Origin of the sequence: Leptolyngbya sp. FACHB-261 (genome assembly GCF_014696065.1) — a bacterium.
Lineage (GTDB): Bacteria > Cyanobacteriota > Cyanobacteriia > FACHB-261 > FACHB-261 > FACHB-261.
Map to the genome: position 1 here is coordinate 49,875 of NZ_JACJPL010000002.1, position 20,945 is coordinate 70,819.

The 20,945-nt window shown below is 50.3% G+C and carries 19 protein-coding genes and 1 pseudogene; 7 read left to right on the forward strand and 13 right to left on the reverse strand.

Annotation, left to right across the window (positions count from 1 at the left end; all coding sequences use genetic code 11):
• The first annotated feature begins 4 nt into the window (after positions 1-4).
• On the forward strand, positions 5-640 hold the full coding sequence (gene kefF / locus H6F94_RS02390) for a glutathione-regulated potassium-efflux system oxidoreductase KefF (protein ID WP_190800652.1): 636 nt from the start codon (positions 5-7) through the stop codon (positions 638-640).
• A complete protein-coding gene (kefC, locus tag H6F94_RS02395) occupies positions 633-2,537 on the forward strand; it encodes a glutathione-regulated potassium-efflux system protein KefC (protein WP_190800653.1) in 1,905 nt (634 codons plus the stop codon). The genes kefF and kefC overlap by 8 nt, the downstream gene beginning before the upstream one ends.
• A 20-nt stretch (positions 2,538-2,557) precedes the next feature.
• Here the strand turns inward: kefC and H6F94_RS02400 are convergent, their stop codons facing one another.
• A complete protein-coding gene (locus H6F94_RS02400) occupies positions 2,558-3,340 on the reverse strand; it encodes a 5-formyltetrahydrofolate cyclo-ligase (protein ID WP_190800654.1) in 783 nt (260 codons plus the stop codon).
• A gap of 247 nt (positions 3,341-3,587) precedes the next feature.
• On the opposite strand from H6F94_RS02400, the gene H6F94_RS02405 reads away from it, so the two are divergent.
• Complete coding sequence (locus H6F94_RS02405; protein ID WP_190800655.1) at positions 3,588-3,971, forward strand: RidA family protein; 384 nt, start codon at positions 3,588-3,590, stop codon at positions 3,969-3,971.
• Between the two features lie 62 nt (positions 3,972-4,033).
• Here H6F94_RS02405 and H6F94_RS02410 read toward each other — a convergent pair whose 3' ends face one another.
• Positions 4,034-5,011, reverse strand: a complete 978-nt coding sequence (locus H6F94_RS02410; protein WP_190800656.1) for an aldo/keto reductase — start codon at positions 5,009-5,011, stop codon at positions 4,034-4,036.
• Between the two features lie 436 nt (positions 5,012-5,447).
• On the opposite strand from H6F94_RS02410, the gene H6F94_RS02415 reads away from it, so the two are divergent.
• The gene (locus H6F94_RS02415; protein WP_190800657.1) at positions 5,448-5,864 is read left to right on the forward strand and encodes a hypothetical protein; all 417 of its coding nucleotides are present in this window, start codon (positions 5,448-5,450) and stop codon (positions 5,862-5,864) included.
• Positions 5,865-5,867: 3 nt separating this feature from the next.
• On the opposite strand, the gene H6F94_RS02420 is transcribed toward H6F94_RS02415, so the two are convergent.
• Positions 5,868-7,430, reverse strand: coding sequence for a phytoene desaturase family protein (locus H6F94_RS02420; protein ID WP_190800658.1), 1,563 nt, complete (start codon positions 7,428-7,430; stop codon positions 5,868-5,870).
• 664 nt (positions 7,431-8,094) lie between these two features.
• Between H6F94_RS02420 and H6F94_RS02425 the strand changes: the two genes are divergently transcribed.
• Positions 8,095-8,571 (forward strand): nucleoside deaminase, encoded by a 477-nt coding sequence (locus H6F94_RS02425; RefSeq protein ID WP_190800659.1) that lies wholly within the window; start codon positions 8,095-8,097, stop codon positions 8,569-8,571.
• Between the two features lie 235 nt (positions 8,572-8,806).
• On the opposite strand, the gene H6F94_RS02430 is transcribed toward H6F94_RS02425, so the two are convergent.
• The 6 genes and pseudogenes from H6F94_RS02430 to H6F94_RS33395 all read right to left on the reverse strand — a co-directional run.
• Positions 8,807-9,235: a hypothetical protein gene (locus tag H6F94_RS02430; RefSeq protein WP_190800660.1), complete on the reverse strand. Its 429-nt coding sequence runs from the start codon at positions 9,233-9,235 to the stop codon at positions 8,807-8,809.
• Positions 9,236-9,364: 129 nt separating this feature from the next.
• On the reverse strand, positions 9,365-10,162 hold the full coding sequence (locus tag H6F94_RS02435) for a TspO-related membrane protein (protein ID WP_190800661.1): 798 nt from the start codon (positions 10,160-10,162) through the stop codon (positions 9,365-9,367).
• A gap of 111 nt (positions 10,163-10,273) precedes the next feature.
• Positions 10,274-12,154, reverse strand: coding sequence for an AAA family ATPase (locus H6F94_RS02440; protein WP_190800662.1), 1,881 nt, complete (start codon positions 12,152-12,154; stop codon positions 10,274-10,276).
• A 343-nt stretch (positions 12,155-12,497) separates the two neighbouring features.
• Entirely contained in the window at positions 12,498-13,352 is an 855-nt protein-coding gene (gene ypfJ, locus H6F94_RS02445) for a KPN_02809 family neutral zinc metallopeptidase (protein WP_190800663.1), read from the reverse strand.
• A 154-nt stretch (positions 13,353-13,506) separates the two neighbouring features.
• Entirely contained in the window at positions 13,507-13,827 is a 321-nt protein-coding gene (locus H6F94_RS02450; protein WP_190800664.1) for a Uma2 family endonuclease, read from the reverse strand.
• Between the two features lie 33 nt (positions 13,828-13,860).
• Positions 13,861-14,042 (reverse strand): annotated as a pseudogene (locus H6F94_RS33395) (hypothetical protein); the annotation flags it as partial.
• A 33-nt stretch (positions 14,043-14,075) separates the two neighbouring features.
• Here H6F94_RS33395 and ampC point away from each other — a divergent pair.
• Positions 14,076-15,239: a class C beta-lactamase gene (gene ampC / locus H6F94_RS02455; RefSeq protein WP_190800665.1), complete on the forward strand. Its 1,164-nt coding sequence runs from the start codon at positions 14,076-14,078 to the stop codon at positions 15,237-15,239.
• Between the two features lie 103 nt (positions 15,240-15,342).
• Here ampC and H6F94_RS02460 read toward each other — a convergent pair whose 3' ends face one another.
• A complete protein-coding gene (locus H6F94_RS02460; protein WP_190800666.1) occupies positions 15,343-15,729 on the reverse strand; it encodes a hypothetical protein in 387 nt (128 codons plus the stop codon).
• A 722-nt stretch (positions 15,730-16,451) separates the two neighbouring features.
• On the opposite strand from H6F94_RS02460, the gene H6F94_RS02465 reads away from it, so the two are divergent.
• Positions 16,452-16,670 (forward strand): hypothetical protein, encoded by a 219-nt coding sequence (locus tag H6F94_RS02465; protein ID WP_190800667.1) that lies wholly within the window; start codon positions 16,452-16,454, stop codon positions 16,668-16,670.
• Between the two features lie 561 nt (positions 16,671-17,231).
• Here H6F94_RS02465 and H6F94_RS02470 read toward each other — a convergent pair.
• From H6F94_RS02470 to H6F94_RS02480, 3 genes are all read right to left on the reverse strand, one after another.
• Positions 17,232-18,413: an argonaute/piwi family protein gene (locus tag H6F94_RS02470; protein WP_199320153.1), complete on the reverse strand. Its 1,182-nt coding sequence runs from the start codon at positions 18,411-18,413 to the stop codon at positions 17,232-17,234.
• Positions 18,410-19,882: an SMEK domain-containing protein gene (locus tag H6F94_RS02475; RefSeq protein WP_190800668.1), complete on the reverse strand. Its 1,473-nt coding sequence runs from the start codon at positions 19,880-19,882 to the stop codon at positions 18,410-18,412. The genes H6F94_RS02470 and H6F94_RS02475 overlap by 4 nt, the downstream gene beginning before the upstream one ends.
• 350 nt (positions 19,883-20,232) lie before the next feature.
• Positions 20,233-20,874 (reverse strand): Uma2 family endonuclease, encoded by a 642-nt coding sequence (locus tag H6F94_RS02480; protein WP_190800669.1) that lies wholly within the window; start codon positions 20,872-20,874, stop codon positions 20,233-20,235.
• Between the last annotated feature and the right edge of the window lie 71 nt (positions 20,875-20,945).

A 20,945-nucleotide genomic window follows, 5' to 3' on the forward strand; every position in this document is an offset into this window, starting at 1 on the left:
ACCAATGGGTAAACCCAACCAGATACTAATTTTGTTTGCTCATCCTGCATTAGAAAAGTCACGGGTGAATCGCTGCCTGATTCAAGCCGTCAAAGGGCTAGACTCAGTCACCATTCACGATCTTTACGAGGTTTATCCTAACTTCCATATTGATGTGAAGTTTGAGCAGAATCTCCTCCTTGAACACGACATTATTGTCTTTCACCATCCTTTCTACTGGTACAGCAGTCCTGCCCTTTTGAAGGAGTGGCAGGATTTAGTGCTGGAGCATGGGTTTGCCTATGGACACGAAGGTATTGCCCTCCGAGGCAAGAAGTTTCTCACAGCCATTACAACGGGTGGCGGTGAGCAGGCTTATAGCCAGAAGGGATACAACCGCTTCACGATTCGACAACTGCTGGTGCCCTTCGAGCAAACGGCAAATCTCTGTGGCATGGAGTATCTGCCCCCCTTTGTGGTTCAGGGAACCCACAAGCTACGCGAGCAAAACCAGATCTTCAAGCATGCTGAGGACTACCACAGCGTCATCACAGCCCTACGTGACAACAGAGTGGACTGGGAACAGCTCAGACAGCTTAAGCACTTTAATCAACACCTGGCTCAGGCCATACCGACTTCAGAGGTGACGCACCATGCATAGCGAAGGCTTCTTCTTTCAGGCGTTTGTTTATCTCATGGCCGCAGTGCTGTCGGTGCCCATTGCCCAGCGCTTGGGACTCGGCTCAGTATTGGGCTATCTGCTAGCAGGGGTGATTATCGGACCCTTTGTCCTGGGTTTTGTGGGGCAGGAGGGCAGTGATGTCATGCACTTCGCCGAGTTTGGGGTCGTCATGATGCTGTTTCTAGTTGGCTTAGAACTGCAACCCTCGCTGTTGTGGCGGTTGCGGGTGCCTATCTTGGGGCTAGGTGGTTTGCAGGTGGCAGTGACTAGCCTGGGGATTGCGGGTCTCGGGCTTCTGTTTGGGCTCTCCTGGCAGATGGCACTGGCAGTAGGCATGATTCTCTCGCTGTCTTCAACCGCGATCGTGCTCCAAACGCTCAACGAGAAGGGGTTGACCAAAACCGAAGCTGGACAGTCGGCTTTCTCGGTGCTGCTATTTCAAGACATCGCGGTCATTCCCATGCTGGCCCTCCTGCCCTTGCTGGAGATCGCCCGTTCATCTGCCAATTCATCGGTCACTGTGGCTGCCAATGGCCTAGTTTTCGCCGCCGCGGAAACGGCAGAACAAGGCGCAGCCCTACCGGGTTGGCAACAAGCCCTGCTGGTGATGGGAACGGTGGGTGGCATTATCGTTGCCGGTCGGTTCCTAATGCGCCCGGTCTTTCGATTTATCGCCAATACCCGGTTGCGCGAGATGTTTACCGCAAGCGCCTTGCTTTTAGTCATTGGGATTACCCTGGCCATGCAACTGGTGGGGCTCTCCCCCGCGTTGGGCACGTTTGTTGCGGGCGTCGTCCTGGCAGATAACGAGTACCGTCACGAATTAGAGACTGACATCGAACCTTTCAAAGGCTTGTTGTTGGGGCTGTTTTTTATCTCTGTTGGCGCCAGTATTGACTTTAATTTGCTGTTCCAACAACCCTTGCTAATTTTGGGTCTTGTCCTGGGGCTGGCAATCGCTAAGTTTGGCGTGTTGTTCGTGCTGTCGAAGCTCTTCAGATTGGAATTGAGCCAGGGCCTTATGTTTGCCTTTGCTCTAGCTCAGGGCGGTGAATTTGCTTTTGTGCTGTTTTCTTTTGCCACGCAAAACAACATCCTCACCCCAGCTGTAGCCAATCCTTTAGTAGTGGTTGTAGCCCTATCGATGGTGCTGACACCATTGCTGATGATCATCAACGAAAAGCTGGTACAACCTCGCTTTAGAGACTTAACCCCCAGGCCAGAGGCAGATGAAATTGACGACAACGAAAATCCCGTAATCATTGCAGGCTTCGGTCGGTTTGGACAAATTGTGGGCCGTTTACTGCTGGCCAACGGCTGCACCATTACGGTTCTAGATCACAATGCTACCCAAATCGAAATGCTGCGCCGCTTTGATTGGAAAGTGTTTTATGGAGATGCTTCTCGGACTGATCTGTTGCATGCGGCAGGGGCAGAACAAGCCAAGCTACTGGTGATCGCAATTGACGATCCTGAAAAAACTCTAGAAACCGTTGACCGGGTTCGCAAGCATTTTCCCCACCTGAAGATTTTGGCCCGTGCAAGTGACCGCCGCCACGCTTACGAGCTAATTCGACGCGGCGTAGAAGTCGTTCAACGGGAGACTTTTGGCTCTGCTTTGGAGATGGGTGTAGAGGCGCTGAAAGCGCTGGGAGTTCGTTCCTACCGAGCCCATCGAGCAGCCAATACCTTTAGAGAACATGATGAGCAGGCCTTGCAAGATATGGCCCATTTCACCGGCGATGAAAAGGGGTTGTTGGCGAGATCGCGTCAAATGGCCAGAGACCTAGAGCAATTGTTGCGTTCGGATGATCGAGAGCTGACTCAGGACATCGATCGGGCCTGGGATACTACAACCCTACGCAAAGATAGATAAGGGCGAAGCAATGGGTCATTTCATTGAGGCTGCTCCGAAGTAAGTTGCTCCTTCAGCTTGCGCAGGATTGGAATCTTTTTGAGTTGCTCAGGTCGCAGGGCATCCCAATCTAAACCGGCTGGTTGTAGATAGCTCTTGTTAGTTTCAATTACCTTTTCAGGCGTGACAATCCAATCGAGCGGCCAATCATGAGCTTGCATTGGCAAACGTGAGTCTTCAACGACCTGCAAGGGATGTACCGTGGTTGCAATGGGGGTTTTAGATTCCACCAATCCAAACGCTTTTAGCATTGCCAGTTCCAGGTCGGCAAAGCCAGCGCCTTTACCAGTTCGGCCTCCATTGCCGGTCACGGCTACGCAGCCCACCAAAACCAGATCAATCGGCTCCATCTCCTCAAAGCTCACTAAGCGGCCATAAGTCAGGGCATTCCGTGCAATCGCTCCTGCTTCAAGCTGGACATCGTGCTGCTGCAAAGCCTCCGCAGTCAACTCCACAAAGCAGCGAGCATTGGTCAGGCGAGGCACTGCCATATACAGGCGCTTACCCGCCTGCAAAGCGCGTAAACGCACGGGAGCTTGGGGTGAATCGGGATTACACTTGATGACCTTTGCCTGCTGCCAAATGGTTAGCTGCGCCAGTCGTTCAGCCGCCTGCTCAGCCCCGACAAAATTGGGAATATGGCCGAACGGGTCACGGATCGTTGCTTGCTGTTCCTTGAGCAAGGACCAGATTTCGGTTCTGAGTTTGTCTTTGTCAGCCTTGTCTTTGTCGGCGTGATGGCCGCTCCAAGCCTGTTGAGTCATGCAGGTTCTCTCGCTGAAGGTTCCAGGTCGGCGGACTAAGCCTGCTAGCCAGTGACCTGATTGACAATGAGAGTCAGGCAAAGCCTCGCAGCTCAGACAACACCTGATTCGTGACGCCTCTGCCAACGGCCTGACAGGTCAGCCAAGGTCAGTGAAGCCTCATGCTAGACTACTCAACCTCCAGGATGCAATTCACTGGCATCACCGCAGAAGCAGGTCCACTGAAATCGATCAGGGAAACGCAATTATGAGCCGTCATCTTATTTCCTCCGGTTCACCTTTCGAGCGAGATATTGGTTATTCCAGAGCTGTTGTAGATGGCGACTGGGTCTTCGTTTCAGGTACGACCGGTTTTGATTACGGCACAATGATCATCTCTGAAGATGTGGTGGAACAAGCAGAACAATGCCTTAAAAACATTGATGCGGCATTGGCAGAAGCAGGCTGCGCTTTAAAGGACATTGTGCGCGTGCGTTACATTCTGCCCAATCGAGAAGATTTTGAGCCTTGCTGGCCGGTGCTGCGTCAATATCTGGGAGAGATTCGCCCAGCGGCAACCATGATTGCTGCTGGGCTTTCAGACCCTCGAATGCGAATTGAAATAGAAGTGACCGCACGTCGTCAAAGCTAGCTCTAGTGCATTGGATAGTGTGAGATTGTGTTGAGATTTTCATGTGGACCCTACATCGGAACTCACTGAGTCTGAAAGATGTTTTGAACCATTGGTTTAGCCAGCCCAGCCGCTGCCTGGTCGAGCGCTGTCACCTCGTTTTCGTCTAGCTGCCAGCCCAGCGCCCCTAGATTCTCCTTGGCCTGTTCTACAGTCTTCGCGCCTGGGATTGGCATCGTTCCCTTAGCGATACACCAGTTAATGGCAATCTGCGACAGGGTCTTATTTCTCGACTTAGAAATTTCTTGTAAGCAGCCCAAAAGCGGGCTCATTCCTGGCAAGAGTTGCCTGAATAACAGACCGCGAATTCCCTTGGGCCAGGGGCCTTGCGGCGAATATTTTCCAGTGAGCAGACCCAGTGCCAGAGGACTGTAGGCAATCAACCGGATGCCGAGTTCATCACACACCTGCTTGAGGTCCAATTGGGTGACAGGATAGGTCGAGAGGAGTGAATATTGGACCTGAAGGGTAGCAATGGGAACGCCGCGCTGAGCCAGTTTTTGATGCACCCATTTCAGCCGTTGGGGTCCATAGTTAGACAGGCCCACACCCTTGACTAGCCCTTGCTCATAGAGGTCCGCCAGACCCTCCAAAAGCGCGCCCTCTTGCCAGGGAGCATAGTTGGCAGTAGACCAGTGCATCTGCACCAAATCGACTCTCCCTAGTCTTTGAGCAGAAGCTTGACCTGCTGATACCATCGACCGGCGACTCCAACGCCAGGGGTAAGCCGCTAGCTTGGTTGCTAGACAAACCTTTTCTTGATTTGGCCCTAGATACCCTTTGGCGAAACGTCCCAACAGCAGTTCGCTGCGCCCATTCAACTTGCCAGTGCCGTAGGAATCGCCGGTATCAAACAGAGTCACGCCGCTTTCTACACACAGGTTGAAGACTGCTTGCAACTGGTCATCCATGCTTTCGTCATAACCCCAGAGCAGGCGATTGCCCCAAGCCCAGGTTCCACAGCCCATCGTTGGCAGAAAAAGGTTTTGACTCGTCTTCATCTTGGCGTCCTGTCAGTCTCCTCAGAGCAGCATATTAGACGGGCCGAAGTTTGAACCGGGATGTTCTTAGAACTGCCCAGTTGACTCCAGCCCTAAGTCCTATCAAGATGTCTAACACCAACTCACTTTTTAAGCGCCACACATACCCCTCCCAACCTCCCCTTGGCAAGGGGAGGAGCCGCAGGCGATGGAGTTTTGATGGGTAGCTCTCAGTTAGAGAAGCGGTATTAATTGCTTGGTCTAAATCGCTTGGTCTAACACCTCAATTTGCACCTTCTGCGCACAGGAACCATCAACCCACCCAACTCGTCACCTGTGAGCGATGAAACAAAGTGCTGATTTCGAAAGTGCTCAACACACTTTTTTAAAGTGCAGAACGTATTCAAGCCAAGGGTGCCATGCCTAGCTTCAGCTCAGATTCAATAGGGCAGTGCCTATGTCTTCTCGTTCAATTCCGCGTTTTCTTACCGTGAGTTTTGTCTGCTCCTTGTTGCTTTTGGCAGCGGCTGTAGTCTTTGCCTATCTAGCTTCACCGCTCCGGGATTCAACCTTCCAGGCCAACAGTGCCAACGCCGGTACATTAACGCCCTGGTTGCAAGGGATGGGCGAGGAAGATTGGCTGCTGGGCGCAACCGTTCTGGCGACGCTGCTAGCAACCAATCTCACTCTCGTTCTCTACCAGTGGAAACCCTTCCAGATCGCCAATCTATCTAGCTACTGGCAACAGGGGTGGCCTAGAGGAGCAGCTCAGTTTATGGGCTGCATACTCTGGTTGGCAATCTGGGCTTTGCTCCTGGGTGGCTTCTGGTTTGGGCTTTTCGTGTATTTACTAAACCAATGGTTACTGGACTAGCAGTTACCTGGCACCGACCAAAGGCCGTTGGGCTGCCGTTTTTCCCCATACGGCTTGGCCGGTGATCAGCTCCACCACATCCATGCCATTGCCAATTACACCTGGCACACTGGGATAACCCGCACTTGCGCCCACAAAGAACAGATTAGGCAACTCAGTCGCATAGCCCAACCGATTCAAACCCACCTGTCTCGGAATGAGCTTAGCCCCGTAAATATTGCCCTGCGGTTGCCCCAAATAGAACTCACTCGTGGTCGGTGTGCCGTAGAGTTTCATGCGGGTGTAGGCATTCACATCTGGAATCAAATCCTGCACGCTGACCATCAGTTGCTTATAAATTTCTCGCTTCTTGGCTTTATAAGCCTTGGGATCAGTTTTGTGCAGCTGTTCAAAGGGTTCATAGGGACAAACAGTAGCAATTTCTAGAACGTGATGTCCTGCCGGTCCCATGCCCGGTTCGCTCGATTTCATGGTCGGGCAAGACAGGAAAATCCAGGGACGCTCCAGATTTCCCTCCAACTGTTGCTGATAGGCCCGGTTCAAATCACCGCCGGGGTAATACCAGATATTCCAGTTGCCAATGCCATAGCGTTCGGGCTCAAAACGGCTGTCTAAGCCCAAGTAGATGTTGAAAGCACTGGCAGAATATTGGTAGCCGGTCAGACGTTGGCGCTCTCGCGAACTGAAAGCCCGAGGATTATTAACCAGGGAAACCGTTAACTTGGGGTCTAGGTCGCTGATGTAACCCTTGGTTGCGTAATACTGTTGACCACCCGCCGTGAGCATTTGAACGCGGTGGTTCTCGACCTGGATATTTTCCACTGGTGTTGACAGTTTAACCACCCCACCGCCTGTGGTGATTGCTTCTACAATCGTGCCTACAAAGTGCTTGAAATGATGTTTGGGATAATAAGCCCCTTCTGAATAGTCCCAAACCAGCGAAGTATGGGTCATCAGGGCAATCTCTTCGGGCGGCAAGGCATAATCGCCGCTCTGACCTGCTAACACCGCCTGCAATTTGGGCGATAGGCCAACCTGGTTGTACAAATCCTGCAAGGTCCAGGTGCGCTTCTGAAACAGGTCCCAGTATTTGGGCAGCTTCAACCAGTCAGTCCACTTCTGATTAAACCAACGCACTTCTCGTGCTAGCCCATGAATTTCTTGGTGGAGGTTCTGAATCGTATCGCAGTAGCGATTGATAGGCTCTGCTTCTTCAGGAAAATTGTCCAGCAAACGGGTCCGCAGCTTTTCCCAACCAAGCGGAATCTTAAAATCTGCCTCGTCTGTAATCACGCGGTCGATGCAGTCTGGATCAAGGCTATTAAAGACAACCTCGCGCTCAATGTAGTTTAGAAATTGACCAATGGTCTGATTAGGACCACATTGCGAAATGTAGTGGACATCCGCGCAGAAGCGGTACTCCCCATAGTCGAAGGTGTGACAGCAACCGCCCGGCAGGTAGTGCTTTTCCAAAACGGCAACCCGATAGCCTTGCCGGGTCAAACAGGCGGCGGCTGAGAGCCCTCCTAAACCAGCGCCTAAAATGATGTAATCAAAGGTTTTCATCTTAGATTCCTCCAAGAATTGAGTTACCGATTTAGACCGGCTGTCAGATGAGCCAATTTGTGTGCTGTTGTCATAGGAATATTGCAAGAGTGAGCAATTCAAAACTCACCTTTCAATACTTTGGGATGTTAATGGGATATGAATGAGGAGCTTTGCAGAGACTAAAGCACCCAGCACTATGCGCAAAGGCTGATTTAGATGCTTAATTCGTTAACAGGAAAACGCCCAGGACATCAATATCCTTAGCCTGTATCTTTAACCTGTTCTAGGTCCAAGGGAAACCCAGATTTTTCTCATCAAGAGACTTTAAAAGAAGAACTGGCCGCTGTGGATCGATTGTTGTAAACTAATGGACCGTGGGCTGATAGTGTGAGCTATAAATTGAAGATTTCAATTTCTACTCCACGCCATTGAGTTTATCAAACAAACAATAAATAGGTTTGATTAAAGCGAACAATCTTTGTGTTTCTCAACTTGCAGTTACAACACGAAGACTGATCGTGGTGGTGGTTACACTCAAGCTTGCCAAAGCTAATTGAGCAGGTTTCTATGTCTGTTCGGCCAGAACTTACAAAACCGCTAAAGTACGAGAGGCTAGTTTTGCAAGGTTGCAAAACTGATTGGCAAAGCTAATGGTGTGCTCAGGCTGGCTAGGAGTGATTCAATGACAGACTCAAACAATCCCTTTATGCAAGAGGCAATTGCGCTGTCTCTGCACAGTATGCGCACTGGCAAAGGGGGACCCTATGGAGCCGTGGTTGTGAAAGATGGCGAGATTATCGGCAGAGGCATGAACGAGGTCACCTCCCGCCATGACCCAACCGCCCACGCGGAAATGACAGCGATTCGTGAAGCCTGCCAAAGCTTGCAATCTTGGCAACTGCTAGGCTGCGAACTCTACACTAGTTGCGAACCCTGCCCCATGTGCATGGCCACAATCTATTGGGCAAAACTAGCTCGGGTCTACTATGCCAACACTAAAGAAGACGCCGCTCAATTTGGCTTCAATAGCCTGTCGATCTACCAGGAACTCGCGCTGCCCATAGAGCGCCGCCAACTGCCAATGGATCAGCTCATGCAGGAGCAAGCTCTAGTTGCCTTTGAAGAGTGGCAGAACAAAGCAGACAAAGCACCGTATTAGTTTGACCCAGCATTACTGGCTGCCACTTCTCTAGCTCCGGCTCAGAGTAATGCTGGCTACTTTTTAATCACTTTCACTTTTTAATCACTACCCATTGCCCCCTCCTAACCTCCCCTTGCTAAGGGGAGGAGCCGTAGGCGGTGGGGTTCTGATTTTTAGCTCTCAATAAGAGAATTGATCTAGCTCTGGTTTAGAGCCCAGATTTAGCTCTCAGATTTAGAGCTTACTAGCCCACTCACTGCGCGGGATCCGCTAGCAAGTCTGCCGCCACAACATGCAGTCTGGCAACCTCTGGGTCGCGTTCTATCGCCTGGTAGTAACGTTGCTCCTGCGGCGTACCCTCTGCGGAGGAACGGATTAATTGGCGGGCGGTGGCAAGAAATCCATTCACCTGCTCCAGGGTCATCGGCTGCTTCGCTGCCAGGGTTTCATCCACTTGGGCCACAAACTGAGACATGGGACGCAGCCAGTTAAACCATTCGTGGCCAATCACTAGCCGAAAGAAATCGCCGGATGTAGCAATGCGACCATGAACCCGTTCGTACTGCACTCGCTCCGAATCCAGCAACGCTTTGTGGAGACGGAGAAAAGCCAAACGAACATTCTGAAGGTGCTGACGGACAATCTGGGGAGCGGGCTGGGGGGCGGGACCGGTTGAAGACATCGGCTAGCAAACGCGAAAAGCAGCTTTTTCATGCTGCCACAGGCGCATACTGCTATAGGAAAACCTGGGCCAGATGCAGAACTCCCCTCGTAACCTCCCCTCGCAACCTTGACTCTTAGTCTCCTGCTGCTAGGCGTCTAAGCTCCCAGGTCTAGATGACCTGCGACTGCGGCTAAACACTAGCAAGGCAATCATTGCGATCGCTGCCATACCTGCCGTTAGTCGAATTGCAGGATTGTCAACCTGACGCACAGCAATCGCCACATAGGCCCAGACGAACACCAGCGTGAACGCAACATCTGCGCGGCGAAGCGCAATCAGGCCACCAATAGCAGCGCCCACGATCAGCATGATCACCGTCCAACCTTCAGCAGAAATGCCCCAACCATTCCAACCGGAGTTGTAGAGGGCAGAGGCGACATTGACAATTGTGGCAACCGAAATCCAACCCAAATAGATGCTCAAGGGCACATACACCAGCCATCGCTGCGTTCGCGACGGGCGGCGACCCGCACCCAAGCGCAGATAAGCCCCAATCAATGGCAATAGGATGGCTAGAATTGCCACGACCGAAAGCCAGAACTGTTGCAGGGTGAAGAGATAAACCCAAATAATCTGAGCAATGCAAGCAATAATCAGCAGCGTATCCACCTGACGCAGGGTTAGATTACTGCGCTGCGCCGGAAGCAACTGGTAGATGCCATAGCAAATCAAGCCCAGGTAGATTAAGCCCCAAATTGCAAAGGCATAGTTAGCAGGCGTAATCTGCACGCCTCGCAGAATGGTGTTGGAAATTTGACCAATATTTAGCCCTTGCGGCGGAAAGAAATTCGACAGGACGTTGACGGTCAGGGTTGCCAGGATCGCGACCAGGGTTGCAATGGGCAGTGCGAGCCCTGGCTGGGGCTCTTGCGCGGATGTTCTCATTCACGTCTCCTACAAGATGCACAATCGAATGCTGCCTTTCACCTTCAGGCCCATCATCTCATTGCCAGTAATTCCACGCCCTAGCCCACGGCTAGGACCAGACCTCAAAACTCAGCTTGTTTGTTGTCGTTGGGTGACCAGTTGCTGGTGAGCCGCGCTGAAGTCATCAGCCGTAATTTGAATCGTGCTGGGGTCGCTGTGTCCTTGCCGACGGTGACGACGAATCGCTTCCACCGCCGCCTGGTTACTTAACAGAGTGAGGTCAGCGCCGTTCCAGGCCTCAGTTTCAGCCGCCCAGTGAGCCAAGTCCACACCCGCCAAAGGCCGGTCTTGATTGTGGACCTCTAAAATCGCTAGGCGGCTGGCCTGATCTGGTAAATCAACTTTCAGTTGCAAGTCCAAACGTCCAGACCTGAGCAAGGCCGGGTCCAGCGCTTCGGGGCGGTTGGTCGCTCCCACCAGCAAGACGTTAGGGCAGTCTTGCAAACCGTCGAGTTCAGTGAGCAACTGGCCCACCACACGGTCACTCACGCCCGAGTCGCCCTGAAAACTGCCCCGAGCCGGAGCCAGGGTGTCAATTTCATCCACAAACACCACGCAGGGAGCGGCCTGCCGCGCTTTGGCGAACAAATCTCGCACTGCCTGCTCCGAGGCTCCCACCCATTTGCTCAGCAGTTCGGGACCATTGACGGCAATGAAGTTGGCCCGAGCTTGTGCCGCAACCGCCTTGGCTAGCAGAGTTTTGCCGGTTCCCGGTGGCCCCCAGAGCAGAATGCCGCGCGGCGCTTTGGCTTTGGTGCGGTGATAGAGTTCGGGGTACAGCAAGGCCCCCTCGACCGACTCTTTCAGCGTTTGCTTGACGCTCTCTAGCCCACCAATCTCGTCCCAGGTGACTTTAGGGGCTTCAACTTCTACCGAGCGCAGAACCGCAGGCTTGATTTGCTTGAGTGCCTGGAGAAAATCGGCTTGCGTCAGGTTCAGGCCACGGGGCACTGGCCCTTGAAGGAGCGGCACCGAACGACGCAGGGCGGTATAAGCTGCCTTCTGGCAGAGGGCTTTCAGATCGGCACCGACCATGCCCACAGAGGCATCGGCAATTGCTGCCAAGTCTACAGACTTACTCAGGGGCATTGGCTTGGTCAGAATTTTGAGAATCTCCAGCCGTCCGGCTCGGTCAGGAACACGGAACTGAATTTCTCGGTCAAACCGCCCTGGTCGCCGCAGGGCTGCGTCGAGGTGCTCGGGTCGGTTGGTTGCTGCCAACACAATCACGCCTTTGGTGCGGGCAAAGCCATCCATTAAGCTCAACAGCTGAGCCACTACCCGCTTCTCGACTTCGCCTTCTACTTGGCTGCGGTCGGGGGCCAAACTATCAATTTCGTCGATGAAGATGATACAGGGAGCAGAGCGCGCCGCTTTCTCAAACAGACTCCGCAGGCGCGACTCAGCTTCGCCGTAGAACTTACCGATGATTTCCGGTCCGACAATGGCGATGTAGTTAACGTCTAAATCTTGAGCCAGAGCTCGGGCGGTTAGAGTTTTGCCGGTCCCCGGTGGCCCCACTAAAAGCACCCCGGAGGTAGGCTCCAGGCCAAACATCGTGAGCAGATCGGGACGCTTGAGCGGCAGCTCGACCAGTTCCCGCAGTTCTTGCAGAACCTCGGCTAAACCGCCCACCCCTTCCAAGGAAACCGCTGGCGTACTGCCCGGTGGTGGGGGCGTGACAATTACCTCATCAGTCGCAGCGGCAGAGGTTGACTGAGGATTGGCTTGCTGTGAATTGGCTTGCTGCGAACCGGCCCAACTAGTAGCCGTTGAAGTATTGCCGCCAGGGCTACCAGTATTGTTGCCTGCATTACTGCGGGAGTTGCGCTGCACGGGCGTCTTAAACTCTCCTAGATCCGCTCGTCCTTCTATTTCGCGAACGAAATCTAGGAAGTCGCCAACTCCCTTATCAACAAAGTCTTCAAATTCTTTAAAAAGGTCTGTCATAAGTTTGTTACCGCCCGTTGCTTTAGTATAGTCACTTCAGTTCTGGGGGCCGATGATACTGTGTTAGGTCTTGTTACAAGTGCAAGCGATGCAGGCCCAAGAATACAGGCTCAAACAATAGCTAAGCAGTGCTATTTCCAGGCTATTTCTTCCGAGCTTTTCCAGGTTATTTCTGGACAGAAAGCAGTAGGCAAAAAACACAAAAGAACACACCCAAAAGAACACAAGCTTGAAGCCCCTAAAACCTAAACAGAACCTCTACCCAGAGATAGAGGTTCTAGCTCAGAAGCACCCCTCGAGGCTGCAATTCCTCAATGCTCAATCAGAGCCAATTTGACAAGTTCTAGGGGTTTTCAGCTGAGAAAGCATCGCACTGCTCAGGGTTGCCACTTTCGACTCCACGCTTAAACCAGCGCGCCCGTTGCGCTGCACTGCCATGCGTGAAAGAGTCCGGCACAACATAACCTTGAGCTTGTTTCTGCAAGCGGTCATCACCAACACTGCTAGCGGCGTTGATTGCTTCTTCGATGTCACCTTCTTCCAGAATCTGGCGTGACTGTTGCGCACGATTGGCCCAGATACCTGCAAAACAGTCTGCTTGTAGCTCCTGTCGCACGGAGAGTTGATTAGCTTCTTCTTTGCTAACTTGTCTTTGCGCCGCTCGAACTTGCTGAGAAACACCTAGCAAATTCTGGACGTGGTGACCGACTTCGTGGGCAATTACATAGGCCTGGGCGAAGTCGCCGGGGGCTTGATATTTAGTTTGCAGATCATCGTAGAAGCTCAAGTCAATGTAGAGCTTTTGATCGGCAGGGCAATAGAAGGGGCCAACTGCTGATTTGGCAAAACCACAGGCAGACTCTACAGCGTTGGAATAGAGAACTAATTTTGGCTCTACATAGTCGCCACCAGACTGTCTGAAGATATCGCTCCAGGTGTCTTCTGTATCGGCAAGGACGACTGAAACGAACTGAGCCTGTTTGTCCTCAGCAGGGGGTGCACCTGCGGGCGCTTGGGAAGATGAGCCACCCGTGGACCCACCCTGGTCCAGAATGACGCTGGGGTCGCCACCTAACAGAGCCACCAGCAGGGACAGGACAACTGCGCCAAGCCCACCACCGACAGCCACAGGACCAGAAATACCTGAGCCGCGTCTGTCTTCGACATTGGTGCTTTTGCGACCAAATTCCCAACGCATAGTTTAGAGTCTCCGAGCGATTAATCCGAAAGGAAGTTCTAGCCAAAAATGCAGCAATCTAGATAGAACCTTAGTCGCTCGGTTTGTTTAACTCATCTGTCACAGGAGCAACAATGTCTTCAGGGCCGGTCAGCCTTAGGGCTGACTGCTTCAGCTATAGCGATTTAGAGATATAGAAATACCAGGGTTGAACAAAGCTCGTTTCTACGCCTGGAACCGATTCATTAACCAGGCTCATTAACCAGGCAAAGACTTGGCCCTGGTTCATCTGACGGCTACGTTGAAAGGCTTCCTGGAGCAGGCCAATGGCTAGAGGCAAGACTTGAGATTGCTGGATGCGCTTACTACCTCCATCGACAATTCCAAACGCTATAACCTCCATATTCTGCACATCAATAATCCAATATTCTGTTACTCCTAAAACTTGATACAAAAGCCGCTTCTCACCTTTATCAGCAGTTAAAGATAGGACCAACTATCCTTAAACACCCAACAGGGTTTGTTAACCAAAACGATCTAGATCAAAGCGATACTTTATCGTTTCGAAGAAACCCTCAATTGCCCAGTGATGCCGACCCCAGCGAGTCATAGTGCTGGCCTTTAGGGCTTTGTTTTTAATTTGCCCTCTGGTCGCACAAGACGCAATCCCAGTTGAGCTAGAGAGGGAGTATCCTTGCCACGATAGACTTGAACCCCCCCTACAAAGACTATATATCTGTTGCGATGAAAATTTCTGTTTTGAAGGTTGGAATTATTGCTGCCATTTCCTTTTTCCTCGGCGCCTGCGCCCACGCTACCGATAGCGGAGACCAAAGCCAATTGGAGCAAGTCGTGAGCGAGGCGATTCGGCCCCTTATGGACGAGAACAATGTTCCGGGGATGGTTGTGGCGGTCACGGTTGAGGGAAAGCGATATTTCTTTAATTACGGTGTCGCCTCGAAGGAGAGCGGACAAAAGGTCACTGAGAATACGATTTTTGAGATCGGCTCGATCAGCAAAACCTTCACAGCAACCCTCGCGTCCTATGCGCAAGTGAGTGGGACTCTGTCTCTGTCCGATCACGCAAGCAAATATCTGCCCGCACTCACTGGCAGCAGTTTCGACCAAATTAGCCTTCTCGATCTGGGCACCTATACGGCAGGCGGTCTACCCCTGCAGTTTCCGGACGATGTCAGTGATCAGGAAGGGATGATCGCCTATTACAAAGGCTGGCGCCCGAGTTATACGCCTGGTACCCATCGGCTCTATTCGAACCCGAGCATCGGCTTGTTTGGCTATCTGGCCGCTAAAAGCATGGGCGAGCCTTTCGATGATCTGATGGAAAAGAAGCTTTTCCCGAGGCTTGGCCTGACGCACACTTACCTCAGGGTCCCGCAAGACCAGATGGGCCAATACGCTTATGGCTACTCGAAAGATAACAAGCCAACCCGAGTGACGCCTGGCGTTCTGGATTCGGAAGCCTATGGCGTGAAGACAACTGCGTCAGACATGATCCAGTTCGTTGAGGCAAATATGAACGGCACGGATCTGGACGCAACCCTCCAACGCGCGATTGCTGGAACGCACACCGGATACTTTAAGGTCAGCGACATGACGCAGGGCTTGGGATGGGAGATGTATGCCTATCCAATAAATCTTGAGCAGCTGCTTGCAGGGAACTCGCCGCAAGTGATATTTAAGGCCAACGAGGTGACCAGACTTGCCCCGCCGCTGTCACCGCAGGAGAATGTGCTGATCAACAAAACCGGCTCGACGAACGGGTTCGGCGCCTATGTTGCCTTTGTTCCCACCAAGGGCATCGGTATTGTGATAATGGCGAACAAGAACTATCCCATTCCAGCTCGCGTGAAGGCGGCCTACCAAATATTGATAGCGCTGGATAGGTAGATTAGATTACTGCCTGCCACTTTAGCAGAATCGATAGGTGAAGGCAGAAGAGTTATAACCTTCACCTGCCGATTATTACTAAGCTGCTGACTAAAGCTGCTGGCTAAGCCGGAGACTTTGTGGTTTTGGGCGCTTCTCCCTTGAGGCGCGTGTTGACGCTTCTACGGACGCGTTCGCTATCTCGCACGCCACCGGCTACCTCATATTCATGGCTATCTCTGCCATAGGTAAAGGCAACGCCGAGTAACAGATTCTTGGAGACATCACTGACTGCTTTCTCTAGAGCCGCGATTTCCAGTTGCGAAGAGTTAATCGCAGCTAGAGCTGTGTTGTAAGCGTCAATTTTGGCGTGGACTTGATCGAGAAGACTGGTGAGACGGCTGAGCGAAACAGAGTTACCAAAGTCCATGTTTGGGTCAACGGCACGCAGGCCAGAGGCGCGAATTTCGGCTTTCTCTAGCTCTAGAGATGTTCCTTTTTTACGAGGCATTGGTTTTATTACCGGAAAGACTTCTCATTCCAATTTGCCCTTGAAGTCTGAATAATCTACCAGCAAAATTCACGAAAAATTTATGGCCCTTTCAGAACTGACTATTAATTCTCAGTAGATTTTCTAAAGGCACACCCCAACTTGCCATCAACAGGGGTTAAGTTCTTTTAAGTTAGACACATAAGTTAATCCTGGTGACCAGATTGATTAGGCTGGTAACCAGATTTATTAGCCTGGTAACCAGATTGCTTGTCCTGGTAACCAGATTTATTGGGCTGGTAACCAAGTTTATTAAGCTGGTGACCAGATTCGTTACCCTGGTGACCAGCTTTATTGGGCTGGTCACCAGATTGGTTGTCCTGGTGACCAGCCTGACTTGAAGCGTTGGCTTGCTCCTCCCCTTGGCAACGGGAGGTTGGGAGGGGTCAATCTGGAGTGCTTCAAAAATGAGCTGATATAAACCACTTGCCAGATCGAGCTAGCTGGTGTAATTTACACCTCAGCCGCTTGCGGTTGTCGTCCTGGTAAGGTGCTAGCTACACCCTGCCAGGACTAACCCCTAGACCATGACAAGGACTAGGGGCTAAGGGTAGTCTAATCGACTGCCCCCAACTCTGGACCGAGGTCTAGGGGTACCCCGCAGGCGGCTACCAGGGTAGTCGCTATCACATGGCTTTCTGACTGCCCCGGTTTTCCTCTGCTAATTTTTTGAGGGTTTACCGATGACCAGGTCTGTCTATACGTTTGGCATGCTCCCTGTGGGAGCAACGTTCTACTATTTGGGCCATGCCGCGCTCAAGCTTGCGCACGGGGAGGGCAACCAACCGGGCAAGTTCAAGTGGCTGTTTGAGTCGGAGCATCCGGGTTGGAACATCTACAACGGTGATGCTGTAGCTCCTGCCAACTTACCCGTCGAGGAGAACAAGGCGCGACAGAACTAAGGCTTTTAGAGACCTAACCATGCCCTCACTCCCTTGAGTGGGGGATATTTACCCTGCTTGGTCAAACAACAAGGGCTTGCCTGGCTTCAACAGCCAACCAAACAGTTCTCCAACCGTAGCTGCAACTCAGACAAAGGACGGAACAGGCAACTGAACGGCCGCTTCATCAAACGCCTTAGGCAGCTTTTGAGGCAAATAAACAAATATCGTTTGCTCCGTGGGTCAACCAGCCAGCCCATCCGCCTTCCATATTTCATGCAATATCGGCCTGGGGGAGGTCAATCACGTAAAGATTTTGAGCATTTAGAGTCACATATAAAAACTATAACTAATCTGTGGCTCATCATCGTCAGGACCAAGATATTTCATGATCTGACCAACCTTGCGAGAGCATGACAATGTAATTGGATACTTACCATCAAACTGAGTATTATTCCAATTCATTTTGGTTAAGCCTAAAATCTCCTGGTGTGATTTGCCAGGAGACTCATCAGCTCTAACAATCCGAATCTCTAGAGGTTTCGGAACATACTTCCCAGTGTATGTTCTATAGTAGCTAACTTAGCCTCTAGTGTAGAGTAAGTGGTTATTATCATCAAACTCTACATGCATGCCTCGGTAAGCTGGATAGTCATTCCCTCGTAGAAGAAGAAAATCGCTATCGAGGATAGTAACAAAGTCAATTTTGCGAACTCGCATTTCTCTGGTAGCTGCCTCAAAGCCATCCAGCTCTTCATCACTGTATTTTGAGGACTTATGTAATACAAGCCGAGCTGGAGAGGTGTCTAATGCAATTTCATATTCAATCAAGGCGCGTTTTAGTAACTCAAAGGCTTGTTCTGCACTGAGATGAGGCCTGCGATCTTTTTTACCGAGGTCAACAGGGTTACCTCGAAGGATGACATTGTTACCTAGCTCATCAAAGATTTGAGCAAGGCTGGTATTCAGTATTCTGCGATCACGGCTTCGGTAGAAGCTAATCCCAACAAAGCAAACAGAGGGGCGATTGATATTAGTCGAAAGCTTCCAAGGCACCGTCTGATTAGTCTTGTAATAGAGAGCCGTACACAAATTCCATGCTTTTGTTGCATCATCTTGTTGACCTCTAGAGTTAGGTTCTAAAGAAGTCTCTCTAATGATTTGCAAAGGTTTCCCAAGATGCATTGCTCGGGCCTTGAGTGCTCGTCTGAAGTTAACTTCTAGATCGTCGTTATCTTGTTCATCTTTATCCTCTAGAGACTCCTCTACAAGAGATACGTCTGATTTAGAAATGCAATCGTACAACTTAGCTGGTAGTACGCAGGCAATTACGTCCACCACCCGGTTTTGAGCTAAAAATTTAGCCTGCCGGTAGTAAAGCTCTACTGTTGCATCAACTCGTTCATTCCAGCTCTTGATCTTAATGATCTCATTAATATCTGAATGGCTCAGCGTTCTGGTAATTTCTTCATCAATTACTAATTCTGATCTAAATCCCAGATCTGTTCTAAACCCGCAGAATGCAACCCTGAGATTAGGTTGTCTGCTGTTTGCCTGTGGGGGAATTAGTTGTGAGCACTTGTCCAACCAAGCATGCAGTTTGGATAACATATCACTAGTCCCTACTGCACCAATCAAGACTCGCTCACGTCTGATTTTGAGCCTTGTATCATAGACATCATATTCTGTGATACCAGCTCTAGGACAGACATGGGAGCCTCGACCAAATTCTAGAGAGGGTTCTTTGATATAGTGCAGTTTCATAGTTCCAAGGGTAGCTCTATTTGCTTTAATTCATCTGTACTAACGTTGGCATCCCCCAAGGTTTTAGGGTTCCAATCATCATCATTCAGGGATGGGGAATCATCAAAGGTGACAAGCTCTCCAAAAGACAGGAAGGAATAATGGCGCCTTGTAAAAAATAGGTCTAAAGGTCGCTCAGTCTTTAGAAATGCTGCGATAAAACTTAAGTGATTATAAATACTTCTGTCATTTTCATGCCGTTTTAGCCAATCTAATTTCTCCTTAGCGTAGAAAGAGCGACGGTAGCCGTCGAAACTAAAAAACCAATCTGGCACAATGCAAAGGTACCAGTTTTGCCCAAACCTCTGGTATTTGGTTCGGAAGGCAAAGTGCTTGCAGTAGAAGATCTCATCAGGCTTGTTATTCTTCATCACCCGTTCGTAAACAGTACGAGTATTCTTCTTGTCGCTGTACCACTCTTCTTTACGCGTTGTAGAACCTTCGACCTCGGAAAAAATAAAAACCTTGTCTTGATGCTGCCAAACGACATGTTGATGATATAGTTTTTGTTGCAAACAACGGCCTAGCAAGGACTTGAATATGTTTTCATGATCGTCGTCAATCTCATAAAATTCTTGTGGATCAATTGAAGTTGTTGTTCTGCGGTCAATAATTGTTGAGAGTGGCAAATCACTATTTCTGAGATCATGAAAGGTCACAATCCTTCCTTTATGGCAGACCCAGTCTAGCCCAAAGCTTACACCTGCTTGTCCTAAGGCAGCACGCACTACGTCTCGTGTAGAAGCGTCTCTATTAAGCCCCAAACCTTCATTTACAGAACCGTCAATGACTCTTTCTCTATCAATACTTATGTCAGAGATGTACAAATTTTTAGGGAAAAACAGTTCTAGCAGATTGAGATGAACTGTCTCAAACGCAGGCGGTTCAGGTTCTATTAAAAGAGGAGTTCCGGTGTTCCCAAAGTTAGCCTCTAAGATATTCAGGATTCTGCGAAGCTTATCGATTTGAAAATTAGACGCAACAGCAAGCAGGTCTCGATAGTCACGAACATCTTTGTTCTTATCAAATAGAAATTTATTTTGAATAATATTTTGGTAACCGCGCCCTGAGTATGTCTTCTGCTTCTCAGTCAAAATATAGACAAACAATCGATCAAATTTCTCATAAAGCTTGTGCTCTACAAAGCCGCGCAAGGTGTCTTTTATCTTCTCACTATCTGTTGTCGAAGTAACTTGAATCGCAACCCTTGCTATTTCATCGCCTAAATCGATAGCGGGATAGTTAGCTCTCTCGTCAGTGTTTAGGTTTTTGAGTTTAGTGTAGCCATATATCTCTTTGAACAAGGGTATTAAAACTGTCTCGGCAACCTTGTTAATATCAGTCCTCCCCATTGATGTAGCGCCTTTGACCTGAGACACAAAAACTGCCATCAACTCATTAATCTTGTTTTGAGTGTGTAAAGATTGCATAACTAATTCAATTCCAGGCAGTGTAGGTCAGACAATAAACAGCTATGCCATTAACAAGCTTTCAAAGAAAATTACTGAGAGTAAAGTTCGGACAGATGGTTCAATCCACTGTTTATCATCCCCAAGGTCTTTCTGAATAGCAACATTCAGACAGCTCCGAATAGCATCCTCAAGGGTCTCTAGTAAATGTTCATAGTCCTCAACCCAAGTGTGACAACCAGGAAGAGCTGGCACCGAACCACACCACACGCCGTCTTCCTGCCAAATAAATGCCTTGATTTCTATCACAAATCTCTCGCACTTCTCTGCTCTATATCATAGCCAAACCGTAGAATTGCCAATAGTGAGCTTCAAGCTTGAAACTGAGACAACAACCAAGCACTAACCTTGCCATGATTCATCTGCCGACTACGCCGAAAAGCTTCTTCTAACAGTGCAATATCCAAACCCGAAAGCACCTGAGACTGCTCAATCCTGCGACTACCTCGATTCTGAATCTCAAACGCAAGCACCTGAACATTTTGGACATCAATAATCCAATACTCCCGAACGCCCAGTGATTCGTACAGTAGTCGTTTCTCCCCCTTGTCATCCGCCAGCGAAGAATAGGCAACCTCAATCACAAGGTCAGGAGCTGGGTAAACATCAAGGTCAATAATCGTCGCTTCCCAAGGAATAGCCTCAGCATTAGCCCCCAGGTAAAACGAGACATCCGGCTGCGCTTCCTCACTTCCCATCTTGCGATAGCTACAGTTGTCATGACCATCCAAATCAATGCCTCGAACTGTGGCAAAGAGAGAGATCGCAGCAATCACAATGAAATGGTCACGGGAATGAGGATTGCCAAGCGGAGCCATTTCCAGCCTCATGCGTCCATTGTGGTAGTAACCTTTAGCTTCTGCATAGGCGGGATTGCTAGCAGCCTGAAGGTATTCGTCCCAGGTAGCACTCACCCAGATATCAGTTGAAAGCTTGGTTTGAATTTGACGCATGGCCCGACCAAATCCTGCAAGTTTTAGGCAAATTAGGCTACTTGCTGCCACTCTAGCAGAATCGATAGCAG

What these genes read in the sequence shown, in the direction of transcription:
- kefF (WP_190800652.1), top strand. Translation starts at nt 5, where the DNA reads ATGGGTAAACCCAACCAGATACTAATTTTGTTTGCTCATCCTGCATTA.
- kefC (WP_190800653.1), top strand. Translation starts at nt 633, where the DNA reads ATGCATAGCGAAGGCTTCTTCTTTCAGGCGTTTGTTTATCTCATGGCC.
- H6F94_RS02400 (WP_190800654.1), bottom strand. Translation starts at nt 3,340, where the DNA reads ATGACTCAACAGGCTTGGAGCGGCCATCACGCCGACAAAGACAAGGCT.
- H6F94_RS02405 (WP_190800655.1), top strand. Translation starts at nt 3,588, where the DNA reads ATGAGCCGTCATCTTATTTCCTCCGGTTCACCTTTCGAGCGAGATATT.
- H6F94_RS02410 (WP_190800656.1), bottom strand. Translation starts at nt 5,011, where the DNA reads ATGAAGACGAGTCAAAACCTTTTTCTGCCAACGATGGGCTGTGGAACC.
- H6F94_RS02415 (WP_190800657.1), top strand. Translation starts at nt 5,448, where the DNA reads ATGTCTTCTCGTTCAATTCCGCGTTTTCTTACCGTGAGTTTTGTCTGC.
- H6F94_RS02420 (WP_190800658.1), bottom strand. Translation starts at nt 7,430, where the DNA reads ATGAAAACCTTTGATTACATCATTTTAGGCGCTGGTTTAGGAGGGCTC.
- H6F94_RS02425 (WP_190800659.1), top strand. Translation starts at nt 8,095, where the DNA reads ATGACAGACTCAAACAATCCCTTTATGCAAGAGGCAATTGCGCTGTCT.
- H6F94_RS02430 (WP_190800660.1), bottom strand. Translation starts at nt 9,235, where the DNA reads ATGTCTTCAACCGGTCCCGCCCCCCAGCCCGCTCCCCAGATTGTCCGT.
- H6F94_RS02435 (WP_190800661.1), bottom strand. Translation starts at nt 10,162, where the DNA reads ATGAGAACATCCGCGCAAGAGCCCCAGCCAGGGCTCGCACTGCCCATT.
- H6F94_RS02440 (WP_190800662.1), bottom strand. Translation starts at nt 12,154, where the DNA reads ATGACAGACCTTTTTAAAGAATTTGAAGACTTTGTTGATAAGGGAGTT.
- ypfJ (WP_190800663.1), bottom strand. Translation starts at nt 13,352, where the DNA reads ATGCGTTGGGAATTTGGTCGCAAAAGCACCAATGTCGAAGACAGACGC.
- ampC (WP_190800665.1), top strand. Translation starts at nt 14,076, where the DNA reads ATGAAAATTTCTGTTTTGAAGGTTGGAATTATTGCTGCCATTTCCTTT.
- H6F94_RS02460 (WP_190800666.1), bottom strand. Translation starts at nt 15,729, where the DNA reads ATGCCTCGTAAAAAAGGAACATCTCTAGAGCTAGAGAAAGCCGAAATT.
- H6F94_RS02465 (WP_190800667.1), top strand. Translation starts at nt 16,452, where the DNA reads ATGACCAGGTCTGTCTATACGTTTGGCATGCTCCCTGTGGGAGCAACG.
- H6F94_RS02470 (WP_199320153.1), bottom strand. Translation starts at nt 18,413, where the DNA reads ATGAAACTGCACTATATCAAAGAACCCTCTCTAGAATTTGGTCGAGGC.
- H6F94_RS02475 (WP_190800668.1), bottom strand. Translation starts at nt 19,882, where the DNA reads ATGCAATCTTTACACACTCAAAACAAGATTAATGAGTTGATGGCAGTT.
- H6F94_RS02480 (WP_190800669.1), bottom strand. Translation starts at nt 20,874, where the DNA reads ATGCGTCAAATTCAAACCAAGCTTTCAACTGATATCTGGGTGAGTGCT.